This is a genomic window from Enterobacter wuhouensis, from assembly GCF_004331265.1.
GTDB classification, from domain to species: Bacteria; Pseudomonadota; Gammaproteobacteria; order Enterobacterales; family Enterobacteriaceae; genus Enterobacter; species Enterobacter wuhouensis.
This window is the reverse complement of record NZ_SJOO01000019.1, coordinates 1-22,352: the sequence shown is the minus strand read 5'-3', so window position 1 is coordinate 22,352 and position 22,352 is coordinate 1. Positions and strand designations below refer to the sequence as shown.

Below are 22,352 nucleotides of genomic sequence, written 5' to 3'. Positions count from 1 at the left end.
TCCGTCAGTGTATCACTACTCATACTCGGCCCGACACATCGCCACGGTATCTTCTATCAGGCGACGCGCGACCGTTCCCGGCGGCGGCAGCAGGGGTAAATCGTCGTAGCGATACCAGTTCGCCTCCAGCAGCTCTTTCGGGTCGATAACGATCTCGCCGCTGTCGTATTCCGCCATAAATGCGGTCATCAGCGACATCGGGAACGGCCACGGCTGGGAGGTGACGTAGCGCAGATTTTTCACCTTAATGCTGCTCTCCTCCATCACCTCGCGCGCCACCGCCTGCTCCAGAGTTTCGCCGACTTCAACGAAACCGGCCAGCACGGTATGAATGCCGTTGCGATGACGGGTATGCTGCGCCAGCAGGATGGAATCATCGCGACGGATGGCGACAATGATGCACGGCGCAATTTGCGGGTAGTAACGTTCGCGACAGTGGTCGCAGAGCAACGCCCACTCGGTTTTGCTCGGGTGCATGGTATGTCCGCAGTAGCCGCAGTATTTATGCGAGCGGTAAAACTCCGCCAGCTGCACGCCGCGCCCTGCCAGCTGGAACAGCCCAACATCCAGATCCAGCACCTGACGAACGGACCCCATATCGTGTCGGCGAGCCTGTTGGATCAACCACACCGGATCGCCCTGCCATTCGCCGATCTTCAGCGCGCGCAGCCCGACAAGATCGAACGTTTCCGCTGCACCGTAGGGCAACTCTCCGGCTGGCAGCCATAACTTTTGTTCGTGACTGACGATCCACCAACCCAGATCTGATTTTTCAATAATACGATCCATATCTATTGCACTACCTTCGCTTCACTGACATGTTGTTAGCATTGTGGTTACATTTTGGGTAAGCAGATTCAATTCTAAACCTTCTGGAGTCGAACATGTTAAACCAGCTAGAAAGCCTGACTGAGCGCATTGGAGGAAGTAACAAACTGGTGGATCGCTGGCTACATGTACGCAAGCATCTGCTCGTGGCTTATTACAATCTGGTCGGTATTAAGCCTGGCAAAGAATCGTATATGCGACTGAATGAAAAAGCGCTGGACGATTTTTGTCAGAGCCTGGTCGACTACCTGTCCGACGGCCATTTCAATATTTATGAACGCATTATCGGCGAAATGGAAGGCACAAGCCCGTATTTAACGGCGACCAAACTTTATCCGCAGCTGGAAGCCAATACCCAGCGGATCATGGATTACTACGATTCCACGCTCGAGAACGCCATCGATCATGATAACTATCTCGAGTTTCAGCAGGCGCTGTCCGATCTCGGCGAAGCGCTGGAAGAGCGATTCACGCTGGAAGACAAACTAATCTCTCTCGCGCTGGACAATGATTTGAACGTCAACAGCGAAGAGAACGTCGTGCGCCCTGCTTGAGTTCTTAATCGTTAACGAGTAGTTTACAAACATTCGCCCCTCTCATGAGGGGGATTTTTCTTGTCGGAGTGCCCAGTGCGTAAGCACGGGCTGAGACCGTTAATTCGGGATCCGCGGAACCTGATCAGGCTAATACCTGCGAAGGGAACAAGAGTCAAAAGCTGTTGTATCGCCCAAGGGCGATCTCCTCTTGCTTCATCCGTCGTCTGACAAGCCATGTCCTTCACTTTTGGAATGAGCTATGTCTACCGCTAAACTGACCCGCCGCGAACAGCGCGCGCACGCCCAACGCTTCATCGACACCCTGGAAGGCACCGCTTTCCCTAACTCAAAGCGTATCTTCATTTCCGGCTCGCAGGCCGATATCCGCGTACCGATGCGCGAAATCCAGCTCAGCCCGACGCTTATCGGCGGCAGCAAAGAGAACCCGCAGTTTGAAGACAACGAGGCCGTGCCGGTGTATGACACCTCCGGGCCGTATGGCGATCCCTCTGTTGCCATCAACGTGCAGCAGGGTCTGGCAAAGCTGCGCCAGCCGTGGATTAACGCGCGTAACGACTGCGAAGAACTAAACGTGCGCAGCTCTGCCTATACCCAAGAGCGCCTGGCCGACGACGGGCTGGACGCGCTGCGCTTTACCGGCCTGCTGACGCCAAAACGCGCCAGGGCGGGCAAATGCGTGACCCAGCTGCACTACGCGCGTCAGGGCATCGTCACGCCGGAGATGGAGTTCATCGCCATCCGCGAAAACATGGGCCGCGAGCGCATCCGTAGCGAAGTGCTGCGCCACCAGCATCCGGGCGAAGGCTTTGGCGCGCGCCTGCCGGAAAACATCACGCCGGAGTTTGTGCGTGACGAAGTGGCCGCCGGGCGCGCGATTATTCCCGCCAACATCAACCACCCGGAATCCGAGCCGATGATTATTGGCCGCAACTTCCTGGTGAAGGTCAACGCGAACATCGGTAACTCTGCCGTCACCTCCTCCATCGAAGAAGAGGTGGAAAAGCTGGTCTGGTCAACGCGCTGGGGCGCGGATACGGTGATGGATCTCTCCACGGGCCGCTATATTCATGAAACCCGCGAGTGGATCCTGCGCAACAGCCCTGTCCCGATTGGCACCGTCCCGATTTACCAGGCGCTGGAGAAGGTCAACGGCATCGCCGAAGACCTCACCTGGGAAGCGTTCCGCGACACGCTGCTGGAGCAGGCCGAACAGGGCGTAGACTACTTCACCATTCACGCGGGCGTGCTGTTGCGCTACGTGCCGATGACCGCTAAGCGTCTGACCGGTATCGTCTCGCGCGGCGGTTCCATCATGGCGAAGTGGTGCCTGTCCCATCATCAGGAAAACTTCCTCTACGAGCACTTCCGCGAGATTTGCGAAATCTGCGCCGCGTATGACGTTTCTCTGTCGCTGGGCGATGGCCTGCGCCCGGGCTCCATCCGCGACGCCAACGACGAAGCGCAGTTTGCCGAACTGCACACGCTGGGCGAGCTGACCAAAATTGCCTGGGAGTATGACGTGCAGGTGATGATTGAAGGTCCGGGCCACGTGCCGATGCAGATGATCCGCCGCAACATGACCGAAGAGCTGGAGCACTGCCACGAAGCGCCGTTCTACACCCTGGGGCCCTTGACCACCGACATCGCGCCGGGCTACGACCACTTCACGTCAGGCATTGGCGCGGCGATGATCGGCTGGTTTGGCTGCGCCATGCTCTGCTACGTCACGCCGAAAGAGCACCTCGGCCTGCCAAACAAAGAGGACGTGAAGCAGGGGCTGATTACCTACAAAATCGCGGCGCATGCTGCGGATCTCGCCAAAGGCCATCCGGGGGCGCAAATTCGCGATAACGCGATGTCCAAAGCGCGCTTCGAATTCCGCTGGGAAGACCAGTTCAACCTGGCGCTGGACCCGTTCACCGCCCGCGCCTATCACGACGAAACCCTGCCGCAGGAATCCGGCAAGGTGGCGCATTTCTGCTCCATGTGCGGGCCCAAATTCTGCTCAATGAAAATCAGCCAGGAAGTGCGCGACTACGCCGCCGCGCAGACCATTGAAGTCGGCATGGCGGACATGTCAGAAACTTTCCGCGCCAAAGGCGGCGAAATCTACCTCAAAAAAGAGGAGGCGTAATGTATCAGCCTGATTTCCCAACCGTGCCCTTCCGCTTAGGGCTTTACCCGGTGGTGGATAGCGTAGAGTGGATAGAACGCCTGCTGGAGGCCGGCGTTCGCACCCTCCAGCTGCGCATCAAGGATAAACGCGATGAAGAGGTGGAGGCCGACGTGGTCGCCGCCATTGCGCTGGGGCGTCGCTATGAAGCGCGCCTGTTTATCAACGACTACTGGCGGCTGGCCGTTAAGCACCAGGCTTACGGCGTGCATCTGGGTCAGGAAGACCTGGAGACAACCGATCTGAACGCTATCCGAAATGCGGGTCTGCGACTGGGCGTATCAACACACGACGATATGGAGATTGACGTGGCGCTGGCGGCCCGGCCCTCCTACATCGCGCTCGGCCACGTCTTCCCGACGCAAACCAAGCAGATGCCGTCCGCGCCGCAGGGGCTGACGCAGCTGGCGAGCCACGTCAAACGTCTGGCGAATTATCCGACCGTCGCCATCGGCGGAATCAGCCTTGAGCGCGCCCCGGCGGTGCTGGAGACGGGCGTCGGCAGTATCGCCGTCGTCAGCGCCATCACCCAGGCAGCGGACTGGCAGGCCGCCACCGCGCAGCTGCTACAGCTGGCAGGAGCAAGCGATGAATGACCGCGATTTTATGCGCTACAGCCGCCAGATCATGCTGGAAGATATCGCCATCGACGGGCAGCAAAGGCTGCTCGCCAGCCGGGTGCTGATTGTCGGCCTGGGGGGATTGGGCGCGCCTGCCGCGCTCTATCTGGCCGGTGCGGGTATCGGCACGCTGGTGCTGGCCGATAACGACGAGGTGCATCTCAGTAACCTGCAGCGGCAGGTCCTCTTTACCAGCGAAGACATCAACCAGCCTAAAGCGCAGATCGCCCGGCAGCGGTTGGGTCAACTGAACCCGGACATCAGCCTGATTGCGCTTCAGGCGCGGCTCGGCGGCGAAAATCTGGCACGTGAAGTCGCGCTGGCCGACGTGGTGCTGGACTGTACCGACAATATGGCAACGCGTCAGGCGATCAACGCCGCCTGCGTAGCAAATAATACGCCGCTTATCACCGCCAGCGCGGTCGGTTTCGGCGGGCAGATGATGGTCCTGACGCCCCCCTGGGCGCAGGGGTGCTATCGCTGCCTGTGGCCGGACGATGCCGAGCCGGAGCGCAACTGCCGCACCGCAGGTATTGTGGGCCCGGTGGTGGGCGTGATGGGAACCCTGCAGGCGCTGGAGGCCATCAAGCTGCTCAGCGGCATGGAGACGGAGCGCAACACGCTGCGCCTTTTTGACGCCCGCTCAGGCGGCTGGCGCCATCTGGCATTACACCGCGCCAGCCGCTGCCCGGTATGCGGAGGGCACGATGCGTATTCTGTTTAACGATGAGCCAATACAGTGCGATGACGGACTCACCGTTGCCGTGCTGCTCGAAAGGCTCCGCCAGCTCAAGCCGGGTACGGCGCTGGCGCTCAATCAACAGATCCTGCCGCGCGAGCAGTGGGAACATCAGCAGATCGGTGAAGGCGACCAGATCCTGCTGTTTCAGGTTATAGCAGGGGGCTGAAATGTTACGTATTGCCGATAAAGTCTTTGATTCACATCTGTTTACCGGAACCGGGAAATTCGCCTCGCCGCAGGTCATGGTGGATGCTATCCGGGAGAGCGGCAGCCAGCTGGTGACGCTGGCGCTCAAGCGCGTGGATCTGCGTCATCAGAGCGATGCTATTCTGGCACCGCTGCTGGCGGCGGGCGTGACGCTGCTGCCAAACACCTCGGGCGCCAAAACGGCGGAGGAGGCAATCTTTGCCGCTCAGCTGGCGCGGGAAGCGCTAGGCACCCGCTGGCTGAAGCTGGAAATTCACCCTGACGCCCGCTGGCTACTGCCCGACCCTATCGAAACGCTGAAAGCCGCGGAAAAGCTGGTGCAGCAGGGATTTACCGTCCTGCCCTACTGCGGTGCGGACCCCGTTCTGTGTAAGCGGCTGGAAGAGGTTGGCTGCGCTGCCGTTATGCCGCTGGGGGCGCCAATTGGCTCTAATCAGGGGCTGGAAACCCGCGCCATGCTGGAGATCATCATCGAACAGGCTTCCGTGCCCGTCGTGGTGGACGCGGGTATTGGCGTACCCAGCCATGCGACGCAGGCGCTGGAGATGGGTGCCGATGCGGTCCTGGTGAACACGGCGATTGCGGTCGCTGACGATCCGGTAATGATGGCGCGGGCGTTCCGTCTGGCAGTAGAGGCCGGTTTGCTGGCACGACGGTCTGGCCCCGGCTCGCGCAGCCTTCAGGCGCAGGCGACCAGCCCGCTGACCGGCTTTCTGGAGGCGCTCTGATGACCACCTTTACCGATCGCTGGCGAGAGCTCGACTGGGACGACATTCGCCTGCGCATCAACAGCAAAACGTCGGCTGACGTGGAGCGGGCGCTCAACGCCCGCCACCTTACCCGCGATGACATGATGGCCCTGCTTTCTCCAGCGGCTGGCGCGTACCTTGAACCAATGGCTCAGCGCGCCCAGCGGCTCACTCGCCAGCGGTTTGGCAACACGGTCAGTCTTTACGTGCCGCTCTATCTCTCAAACCTGTGCGCTAACGACTGTACCTACTGTGGTTTTTCGATGAGCAACCGCATTAAACGCAAAACGCTCGACGAAGCTGAAATTGCGCGCGAGTGTGCCGCTATCCGCGAAATGGGGTTTGATCACCTTCTGCTGGTCACGGGCGAACATCAGGGTAAGGTGGGAATGGACTATTTCCGTCAGCACCTCCCGGCTATCCGCAGCGAGTTCGCATCGTTACAGATGGAGGTTCAGCCGCTGTCCCAGGAGGAATACGCGGAGCTAAAAACGCTCGGGCTGGACGGCGTGATGGTCTACCAGGAAACTTACCATGAGGCGACCTACGCCCGGCATCACCTGAAAGGTAAAAAGCAGGATTTCATCTTCCGGCTCGAAACACCGGACAGGCTGGGACGCGCGGGAATCGATAAGATTGGCCTTGGCGCGCTGGTCGGCCTGTCTGACAGCTGGCGGGTAGATTGCTTTATGGTGGCGGAACATCTGCTGTGGCTACAGCAGCACTACTGGCAGAGCCGCTATTCCATTTCGTTCCCGCGCCTGCGCCCGTGCGCGGGTGGGATCGAACCGGCCTCGCTGATGGACGAGCGTCAGCTGGTGCAAACCATCTGCGCGTTTCGCCTGTTAGCGCCGGAAGTGGAACTGTCTCTCTCCACGCGCGAATCCCCGGCGTTTCGCGACCGCGTTATCCCTATCGCGATCAATAACGTCAGCGCGTTTTCCAAAACTCAGCCGGGCGGTTATGCCGACAACCATCCGGAGCTGGAGCAGTTTGCCCCGCATGATGGACGACGCCCGGAGGCGGTCGCGGAGGCGCTGACCGCCCAGGGGTTACAGCCGGTATGGAAAGACTGGGATAACTGGCTGGGAAGAACCTCGCAAGTGCGCTGAAATAGCGCGTAATGGGCACGAAAGTTTACGAGCCGACTCGAAAGGTTAAAAGCTGCCCGTTGCTCATTAACCCCCTCTTTTTTACTCTTCTCTGGTCAGCAACGGATGCTGACCAGGGCGAAAAGCTTCTTCCTCTGTTTCGCCCTGCCTTCTCGTTTGCTACAGAAAATTTTAATTCATAAAATTAATAGGTAATTTCTTATCTATTATTAAGGTAAATCATCTACGCCGTAGAAGGCCCTCTGTATAATTCGCAGCCAGCATCCGTGCAGCGACTATGCTGAGAGGATATCGATTGACGCAGCGCGTCATACCATCAGGACTGGTTTTACAACTCATGGCACTTCACAGCAGAAAACTCTCTTTTACCCGGCCGATCATGATCAGTTTCGCAGGAATACTGTTCAGCTTCATTTTAATCGCCGTGTTTATCACATTGACCCAACGAAAGGATTTTCTCGAGGATTACCATAAAATTAACGGTAACTTCACGCATAACCTTGCGGTCAACTATACCGAATCTATCCTGCGCGAAAATGATTACATCCTGGGTCGCGCAGCCACGTTTTTCGCACGTAACGATCGCCTGAATGCCACGGTCAATCTTAATCCCGGAGAAGGACTGCAGGTATTGATGCACCTGCAAAATCTGATGCCTACCGTTTCGTCCATTTCGCTGGCGGATACGCAGGGGCACTATCTTCGCGCACCCGAAGTGCTGCCGACGGACAAAAGCAAGACGTTTGATGCCCGCACCCGACCCTGGTTTGTTGCCCAGGCGGAAGCCAGTACATTCAGCCACTACACCCATCCCTACATGGACTATTTTACCGGGCACCCCACGGTCACCCTCTACAAGCCGGTAATATCCCCTGAAGGCAGGCTTAAGGGAACAATCGCATTCCATCTGGATTTGACCTCAATGGGCTATACCCTGCGCCAGATGGTCGCCCCGGTACAGGGTGAGTTTTTCATCGTCGAACGCGACGGTGCCGTCGTGCTGCATCCGGATACGGGCGCGCTCTTCAAGCCTTACGTGAGCGAAGCGCTGATGGACAAAATGACCAGCGGTGAAGGACACCTTTACGATCGTAAAAGCAAAACCTGGTATTACTACTACTCCTTTACCAACCCGGATTGGTTCGTGATCTACCGCGTAGCAGGCGCGACGCTGACAGATATCACCCGTCACGAAACCACTATCGTCGGCTGGGGATTTGCGCTGGCCGCGATTATCATCATTCTGTTCGGTTTATACCTGCGCCATGCCTCGCGCACCGTGCTGATGAACATCATCAACGCCATTAAGACCGGGGATGTTAATCAGGCTCCGCGTCTTGAAGCGATGCTCAGCCATACCATCCAGTCAAACAAAGAGCGTGAGATGGCGTACGTTCGCCAGGCGACACACGATGCGCTAACCGGCTGTAAAAACCGTCGCGCCTTCGACGGGGACGTTGCCGAACTACTGGCCAACCATCAGCCTTTCGCGCTGGCATTAATTGACATCGATAACTTTAAATCGATTAACGATACGTGGGGTCACCTGAGCGGCGATATCGTCTTGCGTAACGTGGCGCGTGAAGGTATCCAGATTATGCAGCCACACCATGTCTCTGTTTACCGCTACGGTGGCGAAGAGTTCGCGGTCATATTCCAGGGAGAACAGGCTGAAGCCGCTTCTGAGCTACTGGAAGCATGGCGTACCGCCGTTGAGAACCGCGTCTGGCGTGAAGAAAACCTGCACGTAACGTTCAGCGCAGGGCTGGGCGAATGGCATTTTGAGCCGCTGGAGCAGTTCGTTGGTAGCGTAGATGGTGCGCTGTATAAGGCTAAACAGCAGGGAAAAAACCAAATTCTTCGCACCTCCGATAGCTAACCTCCCGCCTTTCTTTGTGCCCGTTTCGACGGGCATATCGCGCCTGAACGCAAAATTGTAACCGGTTTCAGAAAAATGCGGTTTTCTTTGTGATGCCTGACACACAATCGCGGTAAAGCGGTTGTTGAAGCGGTCTGCACGGGATAATTATCAATAAACACATGTAGATCGAGGCTGATTATGAAGAACATCGTTTTATGCTGTGCAGCGGGGATGTCAACCAGCATGCTGGTTCAACGTATGAAAGACGCCGCGCAGAAAAAAGGGGTTGAAGTCACCATTAAAGCCGTTCCGGTTGCGGAGTTTAAAGACAACATCGCGACCGCAGATATCGTATTACTGGGGCCACAGGTTAAATACGAACAGGCAAAACTTCAGGCACAGGCCGACCCGCTGGGCAAAAAGGTCGCGGTGATCGACATGATGGACTACGGCATGATGAAAGGCGATGCCGTACTGGAAAAAGCGCTCAAGCTGCTGGAGTCATAATGGAAGACTTAGAAACCACCATCATGGAACTGTTGGTCAACGCGGGTGCAGCGCGCAGTGCTGCCCTGACGGCGCTACAGATGGCGCGCAAAGGTGATTTTGACGGAGCCGAAAAGGCGATGGAAGAGTCGCGCGACTATGTGAAGCATGCGCACACCATCCAGACGCAGCTGATTGGTTTTGATGAAGGCACCGGAAAGCTCCCGGTTAACCTGATCACCGTCCACTCGCAGGATCACCTGATGAATGCGATGGTTATTCAGGATCTCGCTGGCGATATGATTGAACTGTATCGACGCATACCGTTGATCAACTGAAAAAAGCCCGGTGGCGCTACGCTTACCTGGCCTACAAAACACAAAAAAAACCCGCCGAGGCGGGTTTTTTATTTACGGCATCAACGATTACTCGTTGTCGGAACCACCCAGACCTGCGTTCAGCAGTTCTGCCAGGCTCGCGGATGCATCTTCTGCAGTGACCTGCGGTGCTGCTGGCAGTTCGCCCGCTGCACGACGACGCATACGATCCTGATGGTACGCATAACCCGTACCAGCCGGGATCAGACGACCCACGATAACGTTCTCTTTCAGACCGCGCAGTTCATCACGCTTACCTGCAACAGCCGCTTCGGTCAGGACACGAGTCGTTTCCTGGAACGATGCTGCAGAGATGAAGGACTCGGTTGCCAGAGACGCTTTGGTGATACCCAGCAGATCGCGCGCGAAGGTCGCACCGATTTTGCCGTTCGCTTCCAGATCGCGGTTAGCGATCTTAACGCGAGAGTATTCAACCTGCTCGCCTTCCAGGAAGTCGGAGCTGCCCGCGTTTTCGATGGTTGCTTTACGCAGCATCTGACGAACGATAACTTCGATGTGCTTATCGTTAATCTTAACGCCTTGCAGACGGTAAACGTCCTGTACTTCGTTGGTGATGTAACGCGTTACCGCGTGTACGCCACGAAGACGCAGAATGTCGTGCGGTGCTTCTGGACCATCGGAAACAACGTCACCACGTTCTACACGTTCACCTTCGAACACGTTGAGCTGACGCCACTTAGGAATCATCTCTTCGTACGGCTCGCTGCCATCAACCGGGGTGATCACCAGACGGCGTTTACCTTTGGTTTCTTTACCGAAGGAAATGATACCGCTGATTTCAGCCAGGATTGCCGGCTCTTTCGGACGACGCGCTTCGAACAGGTCCGCAACGCGCGGCAGACCACCGGTGATATCCTTGGTACCGCTGGATTCCTGAGGAATACGCGCCAGAGCATCACCCGCACCGATCTGGATACCATCTTCCAGCTGAACAATCGCTTTACCCGGCAGGAAGTACTGCGCAGGCATGTCGGTACCAGGGATCAGAACGTCGTTACCCTGACCATCAACGATTTTCAGTGCAGGACGCAGATCTTTACCACCGGCAGTACGCTCAGCAGAATCCAGAACCACCAGAGATGACAGACCGGTCAGTTCGTCGGTCTGACGAGTGATGGTCTGGCCGTCGATCATGTCAGTGAAGCGGATGAAACCACTTACTTCGGTGATAACCGGCATCGTGTGTGGATCCCAGTTTGCAACGGTTTCACCGCCGGCAACCTGCTCGCCATCACCTTTGGCCATAACCGCACCGTAAGGCACTTTATAGCTCTCTTTGGTACGACCGAATTCGTCGATCAGCTTCAGCTCGGTGTTACGAGAGGTCACAACCAGCTTGCCTGCGGAGTTAACAACAGACTTCGCGTTGCTGAGCTTGATGCTACCTTTGTTTTTCACCTGGATGCTGGATTCAGCAGCCGCACGAGATGCCGCACCACCGATGTGGAACGTACGCATCGTCAGCTGTGTACCCGGCTCACCGATTGACTGTGCCGCGATAACGCCGATTGCTTCACCTTTGTTGATGATGTGGCCACGCGCCAGGTCACGACCGTAGCAGTGCGCACATACACCGAAGTCGGTGTCACAGGATACAACGGAACGCACTTTCACTGAGTCAACAGAGTTCTCTTCCAGCAGGTCACACCACTGTTCGTGCAGCAGCGTGTTGCGTGGAACCAGAATGTCTGCGGTACCCGGCTTCAGAATGTCTTCCGCGGTTACACGACCCAGTACGCGATCGCGCAGTGGCTCTTTAACATCACCACCCTCGATAACCGGGGTCATGGTGATACCTTCGAGGGTGCCACAATCGTCTTCGGTAACAACCAGATCCTGTGCAACGTCAACCAGACGACGCGTCAGATAACCGGAGTTCGCTGTTTTCAGTGCGGTATCCGCCAGACCTTTACGCGCACCGTGAGTCGAGATGAAGTACTGGAGTACGTTCAGACCTTCACGGAAGTTCGCGGTTATTGGCGTTTCGATGATGGAGCCATCTGGCTTCGCCATCAGACCACGCATACCTGCCAGCTGACGAATCTGTGCTGCAGAACCACGCGCACCGGAGTCGGCCATCATGTAGATGCTGTTGAAGGAAACCTGCTGCTCTTCTACGCCGTCACGGTTAATCACGGTTTCGGTCTGCAGGTTATCCATCATCGCTTTGGATACACGATCGTTCGCCGCTGCCCAGATATCGATAACTTTGTTATAGCGTTCGCCCGCGGTTACCAGACCAGACTGGAACTGCTCCTGGATCTCAGCAACTTCAGCTTCCGCTTCAGAGATGATCTCGTGTTTCTTCTCTGGGATGACCATGTCATCAATACCAACAGATGCACCTGAACGCGCTGCATAAGCAAAGCCGGTGTACATTGTCTGGTCAGCGAAGATTACGGTCGGCTTCAGACCCAGAATGCGGTAACAGGTGTTCAGCATTTTGGAGATCGCTTTCTTGCCCAGCGCCTGGTTGACGATGGAGAAAGGCAGACCTTTCGGTACGATCATCCACAGAATGGCACGGCCAACGGTCGTGTCTTTCAGGCTGGTTTTCGCAACGAATTCGCCGTTTTCATCTTTTTCGTATTCGGTGATACGCACTTTAACGCGCGCATGCAGAGAGGCCAGGCCAGCGCGATAGATACGCTCAGCTTCTTTCGGGCCAGTCAGCACCATGCCTTCGCCTTTGGCGTTAACACAGTCACGGGTCATGTAGTACAGACCCAATACAACGTCCTGAGAAGGAACAATGATTGGCTCACCGTTCGCTGGAGACAGAATGTTGTTGGTAGACATCATCAGCGCACGCGCTTCGAGCTGGGCTTCCAGCGTCAGCGGTACGTGAACAGCCATCTGGTCACCATCGAAGTCGGCGTTATAGGCCGCACAAACCAGCGGGTGCAGCTGGATAGCTTTACCTTCGATCAGTACCGGCTCAAATGCCTGGATACCCAGACGGTGCAGGGTTGGTGCACGGTTCAGCAGTACCGGGTGTTCGCGGATCACTTCGTCCAGGATATCCCAAACGACAGCTTCTTCGCGCTCAACCATTTTCTTAGCGGCTTTGATGGTGGTGGCCAGACCACGCAGTTCCAGCTTGCCGTAGATGAACGGTTTGAACAGCTCCAGCGCCATTTTCTTCGGCAGACCGCACTGATGCAGACGCAGGTATGGACCTACGGTGATTACAGAACGACCGGAGTAGTCAACACGCTTACCGAGCAGGTTCTGACGGAAACGACCCTGTTTACCTTTGATCATGTCGGCCAAAGATTTCAGAGGACGTTTGTTAGAACCGGTGATCGCACGACCGCGACGGCCGTTATCCAGCAGGGCATCAACCGCTTCCTGCAGCATACGTTTTTCGTTACGTACGATGATGTCAGGCGCAGCCAGATCCAGCAGGCGTTTCAGACGGTTGTTACGGTTAATGACGCGACGATACAGATCGTTCAGGTCAGACGTTGCGAAACGACCACCATCCAGCGGAACCAGCGGACGCAGATCTGGCGGCAGAACCGGCAGAACGGTCAGGATCATCCACTCTGGCTTGTTACCAGACTGAACGAACGCTTCCAGCAGTTTGATACGCTTGGTCAGCTTCTTACGCTTGGTTTCGGAGTTAGTTTCGTTCAGCTCTTCACGCAGCTGCTCGCACTCTTGCTCCAGATCCATGCTCTTCAGCAGGGCCTGGATAGCTTCCGCACCCATCTTCGCGTCGAATTCGTCACCGAACTCTTCCAGCGCGTCCAGATACTGTTCTTCGGTTAGAATCTGGTGGCGTTCCAGGTTCGTCATGCCGCCTTCGATAACAACATAAGATTCGAAGTACAGAACACGTTCGATATCGCGCAGCGGCATATCCAGCAGCAGACCGATACGGGACGGCAGAGATTTCAGGAACCAGATGTGGGCAGTTGGAGACGCCAGCTCGATGTGGCCCATGCGCTCACGGCGCACTTTGGTCTGGGTCACTTCAACGCCGCACTTCTCACAGATCACACCACGGTGTTTCAGGCGCTTGTACTTACCGCACAGGCACTCGTAGTCTTTTACTGGCCCGAAAATACGCGCACAGAAAAGGCCGTCACGCTCAGGTTTGAACGTACGGTAGTTGATGGTTTCCGGCTTTTTAACTTCACCGAAAGACCATGAACGGATCATGTCTGGCGAAGCCAGAGCAATTTTGATCGCATCAAACTCTTCGGTTTTAGTCTGCGCTTTCAGAAACTTTAATAAATCTTTCACGGATTTGCTCCCGTCGGAGTTAGCACAATCTGGTGCCGGGGGTTAACCCGGCACCAGTGACCTGTTTGAGCGAGAATTACTCGTCTTCCAGTTCGATGTTGATACCCAGCGAACGAATCTCTTTCAACAGTACGTTGAAGGATTCTGGCATGCCCGGTTCCATCTGATGGTTGCCGTCCACGATGTTTTTATACATCTTGGTACGACCGTTCACGTCATCAGACTTAACGGTGAGCATTTCCTGCAGGGTGTATGCTGCGCCGTATGCTTCCAGCGCCCACACTTCCATCTCCCCGAAGCGCTGACCACCGAACTGTGCCTTACCACCCAGCGGCTGCTGAGTAACCAGGCTGTAAGAACCGGTAGAACGAGCGTGCATCTTGTCATCGACCAGGTGGTTCAGTTTCAGCATGTACATGTAACCTACGGTTACCTGACGCTCAAACTGCTCGCCGGTGCGACCATCAAACAGCGTAATCTGACCAGAAGATGGCAGACCACCCAGTTGCAGCAGCTCTTTAATTTCAGCTTCTTTTGCACCGTCGAATACCGGCGTTGCAATTGGCATACCTTTACGCAGGTTTTCCGCCAGACGCAGAACTTCATCATCGCTGAAGGTGTTCAGGTCGACTTTCTGACGAACGTCGGTACCCAGATCGTAGGCACGCTGGATGAATTCGCGCAGTTTCGCGACTTCCTGCTGCTGTTTCAGCATGGCGTTAATCTTGTCGCCAATGCCTTTCGCAGCCATACCCAGGTGAGTTTCAAGGATCTGACCAATGTTCATACGAGACGGTACGCCCAGTGGGTTCAGTACGATATCTACCGGCGTACCGTTAGCATCGTGCGGCATATCTTCGATCGGGTTGATCTTAGAGATAACACCCTTGTTACCGTGACGACCTGCCATCTTATCACCAGGCTGGATCTGACGTTTAACGGCCAGATACACCTTAACAATCTTCAGCACGCCTGGTGCCAGATCGTCGCCCTGAGTGATTTTGCGGCGTTTCGCTTCGAGTTTCTTCTCGAACTCGTGTTTCAGTTCGTCATACTGCTCAGCCAGCTGTTCCAGCTGATTTTGTTTCTCTTCGTCGGTCAGGCCCAGTTCCAGCCAGCGATCGCGTGGCAGTTTGTCGAGCTTCTCAGCTTCAACGCCACCGGCAACCAGCACCGCATAGATACGGCTGAACAGACCCGCTTCGAGGATCTGCAGTTCTTCAGACAGGTCTTTCTTAGCCTGTTTGAGCTGCATCTCTTCGATTTCCAGCGCACGCTTATCTTTCTCAACGCCGTCACGGGTGAAGACCTGAACGTCGATAACCGTACCGGAAACACCGTTTGGTACGCGCAGAGAAGAGTCTTTAACGTCAGACGCTTTCTCACCGAAGATTGCACGCAGCAGCTTCTCTTCTGGCGTCAGCTGGGTTTCACCTTTCGGCGTAACCTTACCAACCAGAATGTCGCCACCGGTCACTTCTGCACCGATGTAAACGATACCGGATTCATCCAGCTTGGAGAGCGCAGCTTCACCCACGTTAGGGATGTCAGCGGTGATCTCTTCTGGCCCTAGCTTGGTGTCACGAGACACACAGGCCAGTTCCTGAATGTGGATGGTGGTGAAACGATCTTCCTGAACCACACGCTCGGAGACGAGGATGGAGTCTTCGAAGTTGTAACCGTTCCACGGCATGAACGCTACGCGCATGTTCTGACCGAGCGCCAGTTCACCGAGGTCGGTGGACGGACCGTCTGCCAGCACGTCGCCGCGCTCAACTGGCTCACCCAGAGATACGCAAGGCATCTGGTTGATACAGGTGTTCTGGTTAGAACGGGTGTATTTGGTCAGGTTGTAGATGTCGATACCCGCTTCGCCCGGATACATCTCGTCTTCGTTAACTTTGATAACGATACGGGATGCGTCGACGTACTGAACGGTACCGCCACGCTTAGCAACTGCAGTAACACCGGAGTCAACGGCAACAGCACGTTCCATACCGGTACCAACCAGCGGCTTATCAGCACGCAGAGTTGGAACGGCCTGACGTTGCATGTTCGCACCCATCAATGCACGGTTGGCGTCATCGTGTTCCAGGAACGGGATCAGGGACGCACCGACGGATACCACCTGCTGGGTGGAAACGTCCATGTAGTCAACCTGGTCGCGGCTGAACAAGCTGGATTCGCCTTTGCTACGGCAGGTAACCAGATCTTCTACAAAGTGGCCTTCGTCATCCAGGTTGGAGTTCGCCTGAGCGATAACGTAGTTGCCTTCTTCGATAGCAGACAGGTAGTGAATTTCGTCAGTTACAACACCGTCGGTCACTTTACGGTACGGGGTCTCGAGGAAACCGTATTCGTTAGTCTGTGCGTACACGGACAGGGAGTTGATCAGACCGATGTTTGGACCTTCAGGCGTTTCGATTGGACATACGCGACCGTAGTGAGTCGGGTGTACGTCTCGAACTTCAAAGCCTGCACGTTCACGGGTCAGACCGCCTGGGCCGAGTGCAGAGATACGACGTTTGTGCGTAATCTCAGACAGCGGGTTGTTCTGGTCCATAAACTGAGACAGCTGGCTTGAACCGAAGAACTCTTTCACTGCTGCAGAAATCGGCTTGGCGTTGATCATATCCTGAGGCATCAGGGTATCCAGATCGCCCAGAGACAGACGCTCTTTCACCGCACGCTCTACACGTACCAGGCCAACGCGGAATTGGTTTTCCGCCATTTCGCCTACGGAACGGATACGACGGTTGCCGAGGTGGTCGATATCGTCCACTTCGCCTTTACCGTTACGGATATCGATGAGCTTCTTCATCACTTCGATGATGTCGTCTTTGCTCAGGATACCGGAACCTTCGATTTCGTCGCGCAGCAGAGAACGGTTGAACTTCATACGACCAACCGCGGACAGATCGTAGCGGTCTTCGGAGAAGAACAGGTTCTCGAACAGGCTTTCAGCCGCTTCGCGAGTTGGCGGCTCACCAGGGCGCATCATGCGGTAGATTTCTACCAGTGCGCTCAGACGATCGGTCGTTGGGTCGACGCGTACAGTCTCAGAGATGTACGGACCGTGGTCCAGATCGTTGGTGAACAGCGTTTCGATACGTTTGTGGCCAGACTGGCTCAGCTTAGCCAGCAGATCCAGGCTCAGCTCCATGTTCGCCGGGCAGATCAGCTCGCCAGTTGATTCATCAACGTAATCTTTCGCGGATACTTTTCCTGCAATGTATTCAACCGGAACTTCGATGTGTTTGATATCATCTTTTTCCAGCTGACGGATATGGCGCGCAGTGATACGGCGGCCTTTTTCCACATACACTTTGCCGTCGGCTTCGATGTCGAACGATGCGGTCTCACCACGCAGACGTTCCGGCACCAGCTCCATCTGCAGCTTGTTGTCGCGGATCTCAAAGACCACTTTCTCGAAGAACAGATCCAGGATCTGCTCAGTGGTGTATTGCAGCGCACGCAGAATGATGGTTGCAGGCAGCTTACGACGACGGTCGATACGGACAAACAGGTTGTCTTTAGGATCGAACTCGAAGTCCAGCCATGAACCACGGTAAGGAATGATGCGTGCGTTATACAGTACTTTACCGGAAGAGTGTGTTTTACCTTTATCGCTGTCGAAGAAGACGCCCGGGCTACGATGCAGCTGGGAAACGATAACACGCTCAGTACCGTTGATTACGAAAGTACCGTTGTCCGTCATGAGTGGAATTTCACCCATGTAGACTTCTTGTTCTTTAATGTCTTTAACGGTGCCTTCCGGCGCTTCGCGCTCGTAGATCACCAGACGCAGTTTTACGCGCAGCGGTGCGGAATAGGTCACGCCACGGATCTGACATTCCTGAACGTCAAACACCGGTTCGCCAAGGCGGTAGCTGACGTACTGCAGCTCGGAGTTACCGCTGTAGCTCTGAATCGGGAACACGGAGCGGAAGGCTGCTTCCAGACCGTACTGCCCTTCAGGATCTTGCTCGATAAACTTCTGGAACGAGTCAAGCTGGATAGAAAGGAGATATGGAATGTCCAGAACTTGTGGACGTTTACCAAAATCCTTACGAATACGTTTTTTCTCGGTATAGGAGTAAACCATAGGGTTCCTCAGCTCGCTGACAAGTCGACCCATCTGTCCGACGAAGGGACAGTTTGTGCAACACCATTTTGTGGACCGGAAAATTGAATACTTTCCGCAATACCTGTTGCTATCACGCTTAAATCATTTCGTCGCGATTTACACAGAGCGAGCACCCTGTCGCAATATATTAAGTCGTCGATAGAAACATGCATTGTCAGGACAACCAGCAGTCAAACAGTGTGAAATGCTGCTGATGCCTTACAGCGCAAAAAGGCTGGTGACTAAAAAGTCACCAGCCATCAGCCTAATGACTTAGGCTGCAACCAGAAAAGTTGGCTTATTTAACTTCAACTTCAGCGCCAGCTTCTTCCAGAGATTTTTTCAGTGCTTCTGCGTCGTCTTTGCTCACGCCTTCTTTCAGCGCAGCTGGAGCAGATTCTACCAGGTCTTTAGCTTCTTTCAGACCCAGGCCAGTTGCGCCACGTACTGCTTTGATAACAGCAACTTTGTTAGCGCCAGCAGCTTTCAGAATTACGTCGAATTCAGTTTTTTCTTCAGCAGCTTCAGCCGGGCCCGCAGCTACAGCTACAGCAGCAGCAGCAGAAACACCGAATTTTTCTTCCATTGCAGAAATCAGTTCTACAACGTCCATTACGGACATAGCTGCAACTGCTTCAATGATTTGATCTTTAGTGATAGACATTTAAATTGTTCCTGAAAATCAGAATAAGTTTATACGTAAGCGAATGCTTTATAAAGATAACTGCTATTAAGCAGCTTCTTTCGCATCGCGAACAGCAGCCAGAGTGCGAACCAGTTTGCCAGCCGAAGCTTCTTTCATGGTTGCCATCAGGCGTGCAATTGCTTCTTCGTAGGTCGGCAGGGTTGCCAGGCGATCGATTTGCGATGCCGGGATCAACTCACCTTCAAAGGCTGCAGCTTTGACCTCAAATTTTGCATTCGCTTTCGCGAACTCTTTGAACAGACGAGCAGCAGCGCCCGGGTGTTCCATAGAGTATGCAATCAGGGTCGGACCAACAAACGTGTCTTTCAGGCACTCGAACTGAGTACCTTCAACTACGCGACGCAGCAGGGTGTTACGAACAACACGCATGTATACGCCAGCTTCACGACCTGCTTTACGCAGTTCAGTCATTTTGTCTACAGTAACGCCACGGGAATCCGCAACTACTGCAGACAGCGCGCCTTTGGCTACTTCGCTGACTTCAGCAACAATCGCTTGTTTGTCTTGAAGATTTAAAGCCATTAGCTTTGCTCCTGGATGTTTGCCGGAACTCATGTTCCGGAACTCACTTCACTCAACCCAACGGGAAGAGCGTCTTAATACGGTGAGCAGAAACAAGCCAGAGTATTCAAAAAATAATCTTAGCGTTCTGTCACCGTCTACGCAGGGGATTAAGTTTCTTGCGAAACACCTGCGGTCTTCGACGGAGGCCTGGATAGGCCAGGCTCCAACGAACAAATCTTTTAGCCGCTAACTTTCGTTAGCAAACGTGGGGGTAAGATTGTAGACAAAATCACCGCCCACGTAAAGGCATTAGTTTGCAGCAGCGCTCAGGCCAGCCTGGTCAACTGCAACACCTGCACCCATGGTGGTGGAGATGCTAACTTTCTTGATGTACACGCCTTTCGCCTGAGTTGGTTTTGCTTTTTTCAGCGCAACCAGCAGAGATTCCAGGTTTTCTTTCAGTTTGTCAGCGTCAAAGTCCACTTTACCGATGGTGGTGTGGATGATGCCGTTTTTGTCGTTACGATAACGAACCTGACCTGCTTTAGCGTTCTTAACCGCTTCAGCAACGTTAGGGGTTACAGTACCCACTTTCGGGTTTGGCATCAGGCCGCGTGGACCCAGAACCTGGCCCAGCTGGCCAACAACGCGCATTGCATCTGGAGAAGCAATAACAACGTCAAAGTTCATTTCGCCTTTCTTGATCTGATCAGCCAGATCTTCCATACCTACCAGTTCAGCGCCGGCAGCTTTAGCAGCTTCAGCGTTTGCACCCTGAGCAAATACAGCTACGCGAACGGAACGGCCAGTACCGTGCGGCAGTACAGTTGCGCCACGAACGTTCTGATCGGATTTACGCGCGTCGATGCCCAGGTTAACGGCAACGTCAACGCTTTCAACGAACTTAGCAGTTGCCAGTTCTTTCAGCAGAGCGATAGCTTCGTTGATGTCGTACTGTTTGGTCGCATCAACTTTGTCACGGATCACGGACATGCGCTTGGTCAGTTTAGCCATTTCTTAGTCCTCCACTACCAGGCCCATGGAACGTGCAGTACCTTCGATTGAGCGAGTCATCGCTTCAATGTCAGAACCAGTCATGTCGGCAGCTTTGGTCTGCGCGATTTCCTGCAGCTGAGCGCGGGAAATTTTACCCACTTTGTCTTTGTTCGGTTTACCGGAACCAGACTTAATACCAGCCGCTTTCTTCAGCAGAACTGCTGCTGGAGGGGTTTTGGTAACGAAAGTGAAAGAACGGTCAGCGTAAACAGTGATTACGACTGGGATTGGCAGACCTTTTTCCAGGGATTCAGTTTTTGCGTTGAACGCTTTACAGAATTCCATGATGTTCACACCCTGCTGACCCAGAGCTGGACCAACTGGTGGACTTGGGTTCGCCATACCAGCTGCAACCTGCAGCTTGACGTAGGCTTGTACTTTCTTAGCCATTCTAAAATCCTCTGATTGGGTGATAGCGCCTCAGAGAGGCTCCCCGTGAATAAAATTCGTTTTACGGGCCAGAGCCCATAAAAACAAAAGGCGCGAAATTGTATTCCAATCTCGCGCCCTGTGCAACGATTAAATCGCCGCTTTTTTGATCGCAGCTTAGGCTTTTTCGACCTGCGCAAAGTCCAGTTCTACCGGGGTCGCACGACCGAAGATAGAAACGGAAACTTTCAAGCGGGACTTCTCGTAGTCCACTTCTTCAACCACGCCGTTAAAGTCAGCAAACGGACCGTCGCTAACACGAACCATTTCACCCGGTTCAAACAGCGTTTTCGGACGCGGCTTATCACCCACCTGCTGCAGGCGGTTCATGATCGCATCAACTTCTTTATCGCTGATTGGCGCCGGACGGTCGGACGTGCCGCCGATAAAGCCCATCACGCGCGGTACGCTGCGCACCAGGTGCCAGCTCGCGTCGTTCATCACCATCTGAACCAACACGTAACCCGGGAAGAATTTACGCTCGCTTTTGCGACGCTGGCCGCCACGGATCTCGACCACTTCTTCGGTCGGAACCATCACTTCGCCAAACAACTCTTCCATATTGTGTAATTTGATATGCTCACGCAGCGAAGTCGCTACGCGGCCTTCAAAACCGGAAAACGCCTGAACGACGTACCAACGCTTTTTAGGGGCTTCAGACATCTTAGAACCTCAGGCCAGTAATAAAGGAAACCAGGCGAACCAGAATACCATCCAGTCCCCACAGGATCAGTGACATTACCGCAGTCACTGCAGCCACGATCAGCGTGGTGTGCAATGTTTCCTGGCGAGTCGGCCAAATCACCTTACGGACTTCGGTACGTGCTTCGCGCGCGAAAGCAACGGTTGCTTTACCTTTAGTCGTCAACAGCGCGACACCGCCCGCTGCAGCAATCAGAATCACCACTGCCAGCGCGCGTAGCGGCAGCATCATGTCACGATAAAGATAGTTGCCAACGATTGCCACAATCAGCAGCACGGCAACAGCGACCCACTTCATCGCTTCCAGGCCGCGCCCGCTCCCTTGAGCTTCGGTATTCGCACTCATAAACCAACCTGTCAGAAGAATTCTACAAATAATTTCACCCCGCGATTGCGAGGCGAGCCAAATCGAAACGCTAATCCCTTTATGGATTATACGCTCTCTGCAGAGCCTGTCTCAGCAATGATTATGACAAAAATAATCACTGATGAGCCAGGTTCTGATGTGAAAGCGTGCAAAAAGGGCATCAAATGATGCCCTTTTCATGCGCATTGCGTCAAATGTTATCAGCGATTAGCCGAGAACTTTAGCAACAACGCCCGCGCCAACGGTACGGCCGCCTTCACGGATTGCGAAACGCAGACCGTCGTCCATCGCGATTGGGTGGATCAGAGTCACAACCATCTTGATGTTGTCGCCTGGCATTACCATCTCAACGCCTTCTGGCAGTTCGATGGTGCCGGTCACGTCAGTTGTACGGAAGTAGAACTGTGGACGGTAGCCTTTGAAGAACGGAGTATGACGGCCGCCTTCGTCTTTGGACAGGATGTACACTTCAGATTCA

General features: G+C 54.6%; 20 protein-coding genes and 1 riboswitch. Of the genes, 10 read left to right on the top strand and 10 right to left on the bottom strand.

The annotated features are described in order from the left end of the window. Positions 1-15: 15 nt before the first annotated feature. The gene (nudC, locus tag E0L20_RS22830; RefSeq protein ID WP_131635906.1) at positions 16-789 is read right to left on the bottom strand and encodes an NAD(+) diphosphatase; all 774 of its coding nucleotides are present in this window, start codon (positions 787-789) and stop codon (positions 16-18) included. A 95-nt stretch (positions 790-884) separates the two neighbouring features. Between nudC and rsd the strand changes: the two genes are divergently transcribed. From rsd to E0L20_RS22780, 10 genes are all read left to right on the top strand, one after another. Then, positions 885-1,382, top strand: a complete 498-nt coding sequence (gene rsd / locus E0L20_RS22825; protein ID WP_131635905.1) for a sigma D regulator — start codon at positions 885-887, stop codon at positions 1,380-1,382. 54 nt (positions 1,383-1,436) lie between these two features. Next, a riboswitch (TPP riboswitch) is annotated at positions 1,437-1,546 on the top strand. A gap of 77 nt (positions 1,547-1,623) precedes the next feature. Next, positions 1,624-3,519, top strand: coding sequence for a phosphomethylpyrimidine synthase ThiC (thiC, locus tag E0L20_RS22820; protein ID WP_131635904.1), 1,896 nt, complete (start codon positions 1,624-1,626; stop codon positions 3,517-3,519). Continuing rightward, positions 3,519-4,154, top strand: coding sequence for a thiamine phosphate synthase (thiE, locus tag E0L20_RS22815; RefSeq protein WP_131635903.1), 636 nt, complete (start codon positions 3,519-3,521; stop codon positions 4,152-4,154). The genes thiC and thiE overlap by 1 nt, the downstream gene beginning before the upstream one ends. Continuing rightward, the gene (locus tag E0L20_RS22810) at positions 4,147-4,902 is read left to right on the top strand and encodes a HesA/MoeB/ThiF family protein (protein WP_131635902.1); all 756 of its coding nucleotides are present in this window, start codon (positions 4,147-4,149) and stop codon (positions 4,900-4,902) included. The genes thiE and E0L20_RS22810 overlap by 8 nt, the downstream gene beginning before the upstream one ends. Continuing rightward, a complete protein-coding gene (thiS, locus tag E0L20_RS22805; protein ID WP_131635901.1) occupies positions 4,886-5,086 on the top strand; it encodes a sulfur carrier protein ThiS in 201 nt (66 codons plus the stop codon). The genes E0L20_RS22810 and thiS overlap by 17 nt, the downstream gene beginning before the upstream one ends. Position 5,087: 1 nt before the next feature. Further along, positions 5,088-5,855, top strand: coding sequence for a thiazole synthase (gene thiG / locus E0L20_RS22800; protein WP_131635900.1), 768 nt, complete (start codon positions 5,088-5,090; stop codon positions 5,853-5,855). Beyond that, complete coding sequence (gene thiH, locus E0L20_RS22795; protein WP_131635899.1) at positions 5,855-6,988, top strand: 2-iminoacetate synthase ThiH; 1,134 nt, start codon at positions 5,855-5,857, stop codon at positions 6,986-6,988. The genes thiG and thiH overlap by 1 nt, the downstream gene beginning before the upstream one ends. Positions 6,989-7,325: 337 nt before the next feature. Beyond that, complete coding sequence (locus E0L20_RS22790; protein WP_131635898.1) at positions 7,326-8,867, top strand: sensor domain-containing diguanylate cyclase; 1,542 nt, start codon at positions 7,326-7,328, stop codon at positions 8,865-8,867. Positions 8,868-9,047: 180 nt separating this feature from the next. Beyond that, on the top strand, positions 9,048-9,356 hold the full coding sequence (locus E0L20_RS22785; RefSeq protein WP_010425948.1) for a PTS sugar transporter subunit IIB: 309 nt from the start codon (positions 9,048-9,050) through the stop codon (positions 9,354-9,356). After that, positions 9,356-9,673, top strand: a complete 318-nt coding sequence (locus tag E0L20_RS22780; protein WP_131635897.1) for a PTS lactose/cellobiose transporter subunit IIA — start codon at positions 9,356-9,358, stop codon at positions 9,671-9,673. The genes E0L20_RS22785 and E0L20_RS22780 overlap by 1 nt, the downstream gene beginning before the upstream one ends. 87 nt (positions 9,674-9,760) lie before the next feature. On the opposite strand, the gene rpoC is transcribed toward E0L20_RS22780, so the two are convergent. The 9 genes from rpoC to E0L20_RS22735 form a co-directional block, all read right to left on the bottom strand. Next, a complete protein-coding gene (gene rpoC / locus E0L20_RS22775) occupies positions 9,761-13,984 on the bottom strand; it encodes a DNA-directed RNA polymerase subunit beta' (protein WP_131635896.1) in 4,224 nt (1,407 codons plus the stop codon). Between the two features lie 76 nt (positions 13,985-14,060). After that, the gene (gene rpoB / locus E0L20_RS22770) at positions 14,061-18,089 is read right to left on the bottom strand and encodes a DNA-directed RNA polymerase subunit beta (RefSeq protein ID WP_131635895.1); all 4,029 of its coding nucleotides are present in this window, start codon (positions 18,087-18,089) and stop codon (positions 14,061-14,063) included. Positions 18,090-18,408: 319 nt separating this feature from the next. Then, positions 18,409-18,774 carry a 50S ribosomal protein L7/L12 gene (gene rplL, locus E0L20_RS22765; RefSeq protein WP_006176746.1) on the bottom strand — a complete coding sequence of 122 codons (366 nt, stop codon included), beginning with the start codon at positions 18,772-18,774 and terminating at the stop codon, positions 18,409-18,411. Positions 18,775-18,840: 66 nt separating this feature from the next. Further along, positions 18,841-19,338, bottom strand: coding sequence for a 50S ribosomal protein L10 (rplJ, locus tag E0L20_RS22760; RefSeq protein WP_001207203.1), 498 nt, complete (start codon positions 19,336-19,338; stop codon positions 18,841-18,843). Between the two features lie 291 nt (positions 19,339-19,629). Beyond that, the gene (gene rplA / locus E0L20_RS22755; protein WP_006176745.1) at positions 19,630-20,334 is read right to left on the bottom strand and encodes a 50S ribosomal protein L1; all 705 of its coding nucleotides are present in this window, start codon (positions 20,332-20,334) and stop codon (positions 19,630-19,632) included. 3 nt (positions 20,335-20,337) lie between these two features. Then, positions 20,338-20,766, bottom strand: coding sequence for a 50S ribosomal protein L11 (gene rplK / locus E0L20_RS22750; RefSeq protein ID WP_004097640.1), 429 nt, complete (start codon positions 20,764-20,766; stop codon positions 20,338-20,340). Positions 20,767-20,922: 156 nt separating this feature from the next. Next, on the bottom strand, positions 20,923-21,468 hold the full coding sequence (gene nusG / locus E0L20_RS22745) for a transcription termination/antitermination protein NusG (protein WP_002438628.1): 546 nt from the start codon (positions 21,466-21,468) through the stop codon (positions 20,923-20,925). A 1-nt stretch (position 21,469) separates the two neighbouring features. After that, the gene (gene secE, locus E0L20_RS22740; protein WP_014068449.1) at positions 21,470-21,853 is read right to left on the bottom strand and encodes a preprotein translocase subunit SecE; all 384 of its coding nucleotides are present in this window, start codon (positions 21,851-21,853) and stop codon (positions 21,470-21,472) included. A 228-nt stretch (positions 21,854-22,081) separates the two neighbouring features. After that, positions 22,082-22,352: EF-Tu C-terminal domain-related protein (locus tag E0L20_RS22735; protein WP_001750987.1), on the bottom strand; the 271-nt coding region annotated here is incomplete at its 5' end.

Coding starts and splice junctions, on each gene's coding strand:
- nudC (WP_131635906.1), bottom strand. CDS start 789: ATGGATCGTATTATTGAAAAATCAGATCTGGGTTGGTGGATCGTCAGT.
- rsd (WP_131635905.1), top strand. CDS start 885: ATGTTAAACCAGCTAGAAAGCCTGACTGAGCGCATTGGAGGAAGTAAC.
- thiC (WP_131635904.1), top strand. CDS start 1,624: ATGTCTACCGCTAAACTGACCCGCCGCGAACAGCGCGCGCACGCCCAA.
- thiE (WP_131635903.1), top strand. CDS start 3,519: ATGTATCAGCCTGATTTCCCAACCGTGCCCTTCCGCTTAGGGCTTTAC.
- E0L20_RS22810 (WP_131635902.1), top strand. CDS start 4,147: ATGAATGACCGCGATTTTATGCGCTACAGCCGCCAGATCATGCTGGAA.
- thiS (WP_131635901.1), top strand. CDS start 4,886: ATGCGTATTCTGTTTAACGATGAGCCAATACAGTGCGATGACGGACTC.
- thiG (WP_131635900.1), top strand. CDS start 5,088: ATGTTACGTATTGCCGATAAAGTCTTTGATTCACATCTGTTTACCGGA.
- thiH (WP_131635899.1), top strand. CDS start 5,855: ATGACCACCTTTACCGATCGCTGGCGAGAGCTCGACTGGGACGACATT.
- E0L20_RS22790 (WP_131635898.1), top strand. CDS start 7,326: ATGGCACTTCACAGCAGAAAACTCTCTTTTACCCGGCCGATCATGATC.
- E0L20_RS22785 (WP_010425948.1), top strand. CDS start 9,048: ATGAAGAACATCGTTTTATGCTGTGCAGCGGGGATGTCAACCAGCATG.
- E0L20_RS22780 (WP_131635897.1), top strand. CDS start 9,356: ATGGAAGACTTAGAAACCACCATCATGGAACTGTTGGTCAACGCGGGT.
- rpoB (WP_131635895.1), bottom strand. CDS start 18,089: ATGGTTTACTCCTATACCGAGAAAAAACGTATTCGTAAGGATTTTGGT.
- rplL (WP_006176746.1), bottom strand. CDS start 18,774: ATGTCTATCACTAAAGATCAAATCATTGAAGCAGTTGCAGCTATGTCC.
- rplJ (WP_001207203.1), bottom strand. CDS start 19,338: ATGGCTTTAAATCTTCAAGACAAACAAGCGATTGTTGCTGAAGTCAGC.
- rplA (WP_006176745.1), bottom strand. CDS start 20,334: ATGGCTAAACTGACCAAGCGCATGTCCGTGATCCGTGACAAAGTTGAT.
- rplK (WP_004097640.1), bottom strand. CDS start 20,766: ATGGCTAAGAAAGTACAAGCCTACGTCAAGCTGCAGGTTGCAGCTGGT.
- nusG (WP_002438628.1), bottom strand. CDS start 21,468: ATGTCTGAAGCCCCTAAAAAGCGTTGGTACGTCGTTCAGGCGTTTTCC.
- secE (WP_014068449.1), bottom strand. CDS start 21,853: ATGAGTGCGAATACCGAAGCTCAAGGGAGCGGGCGCGGCCTGGAAGCG.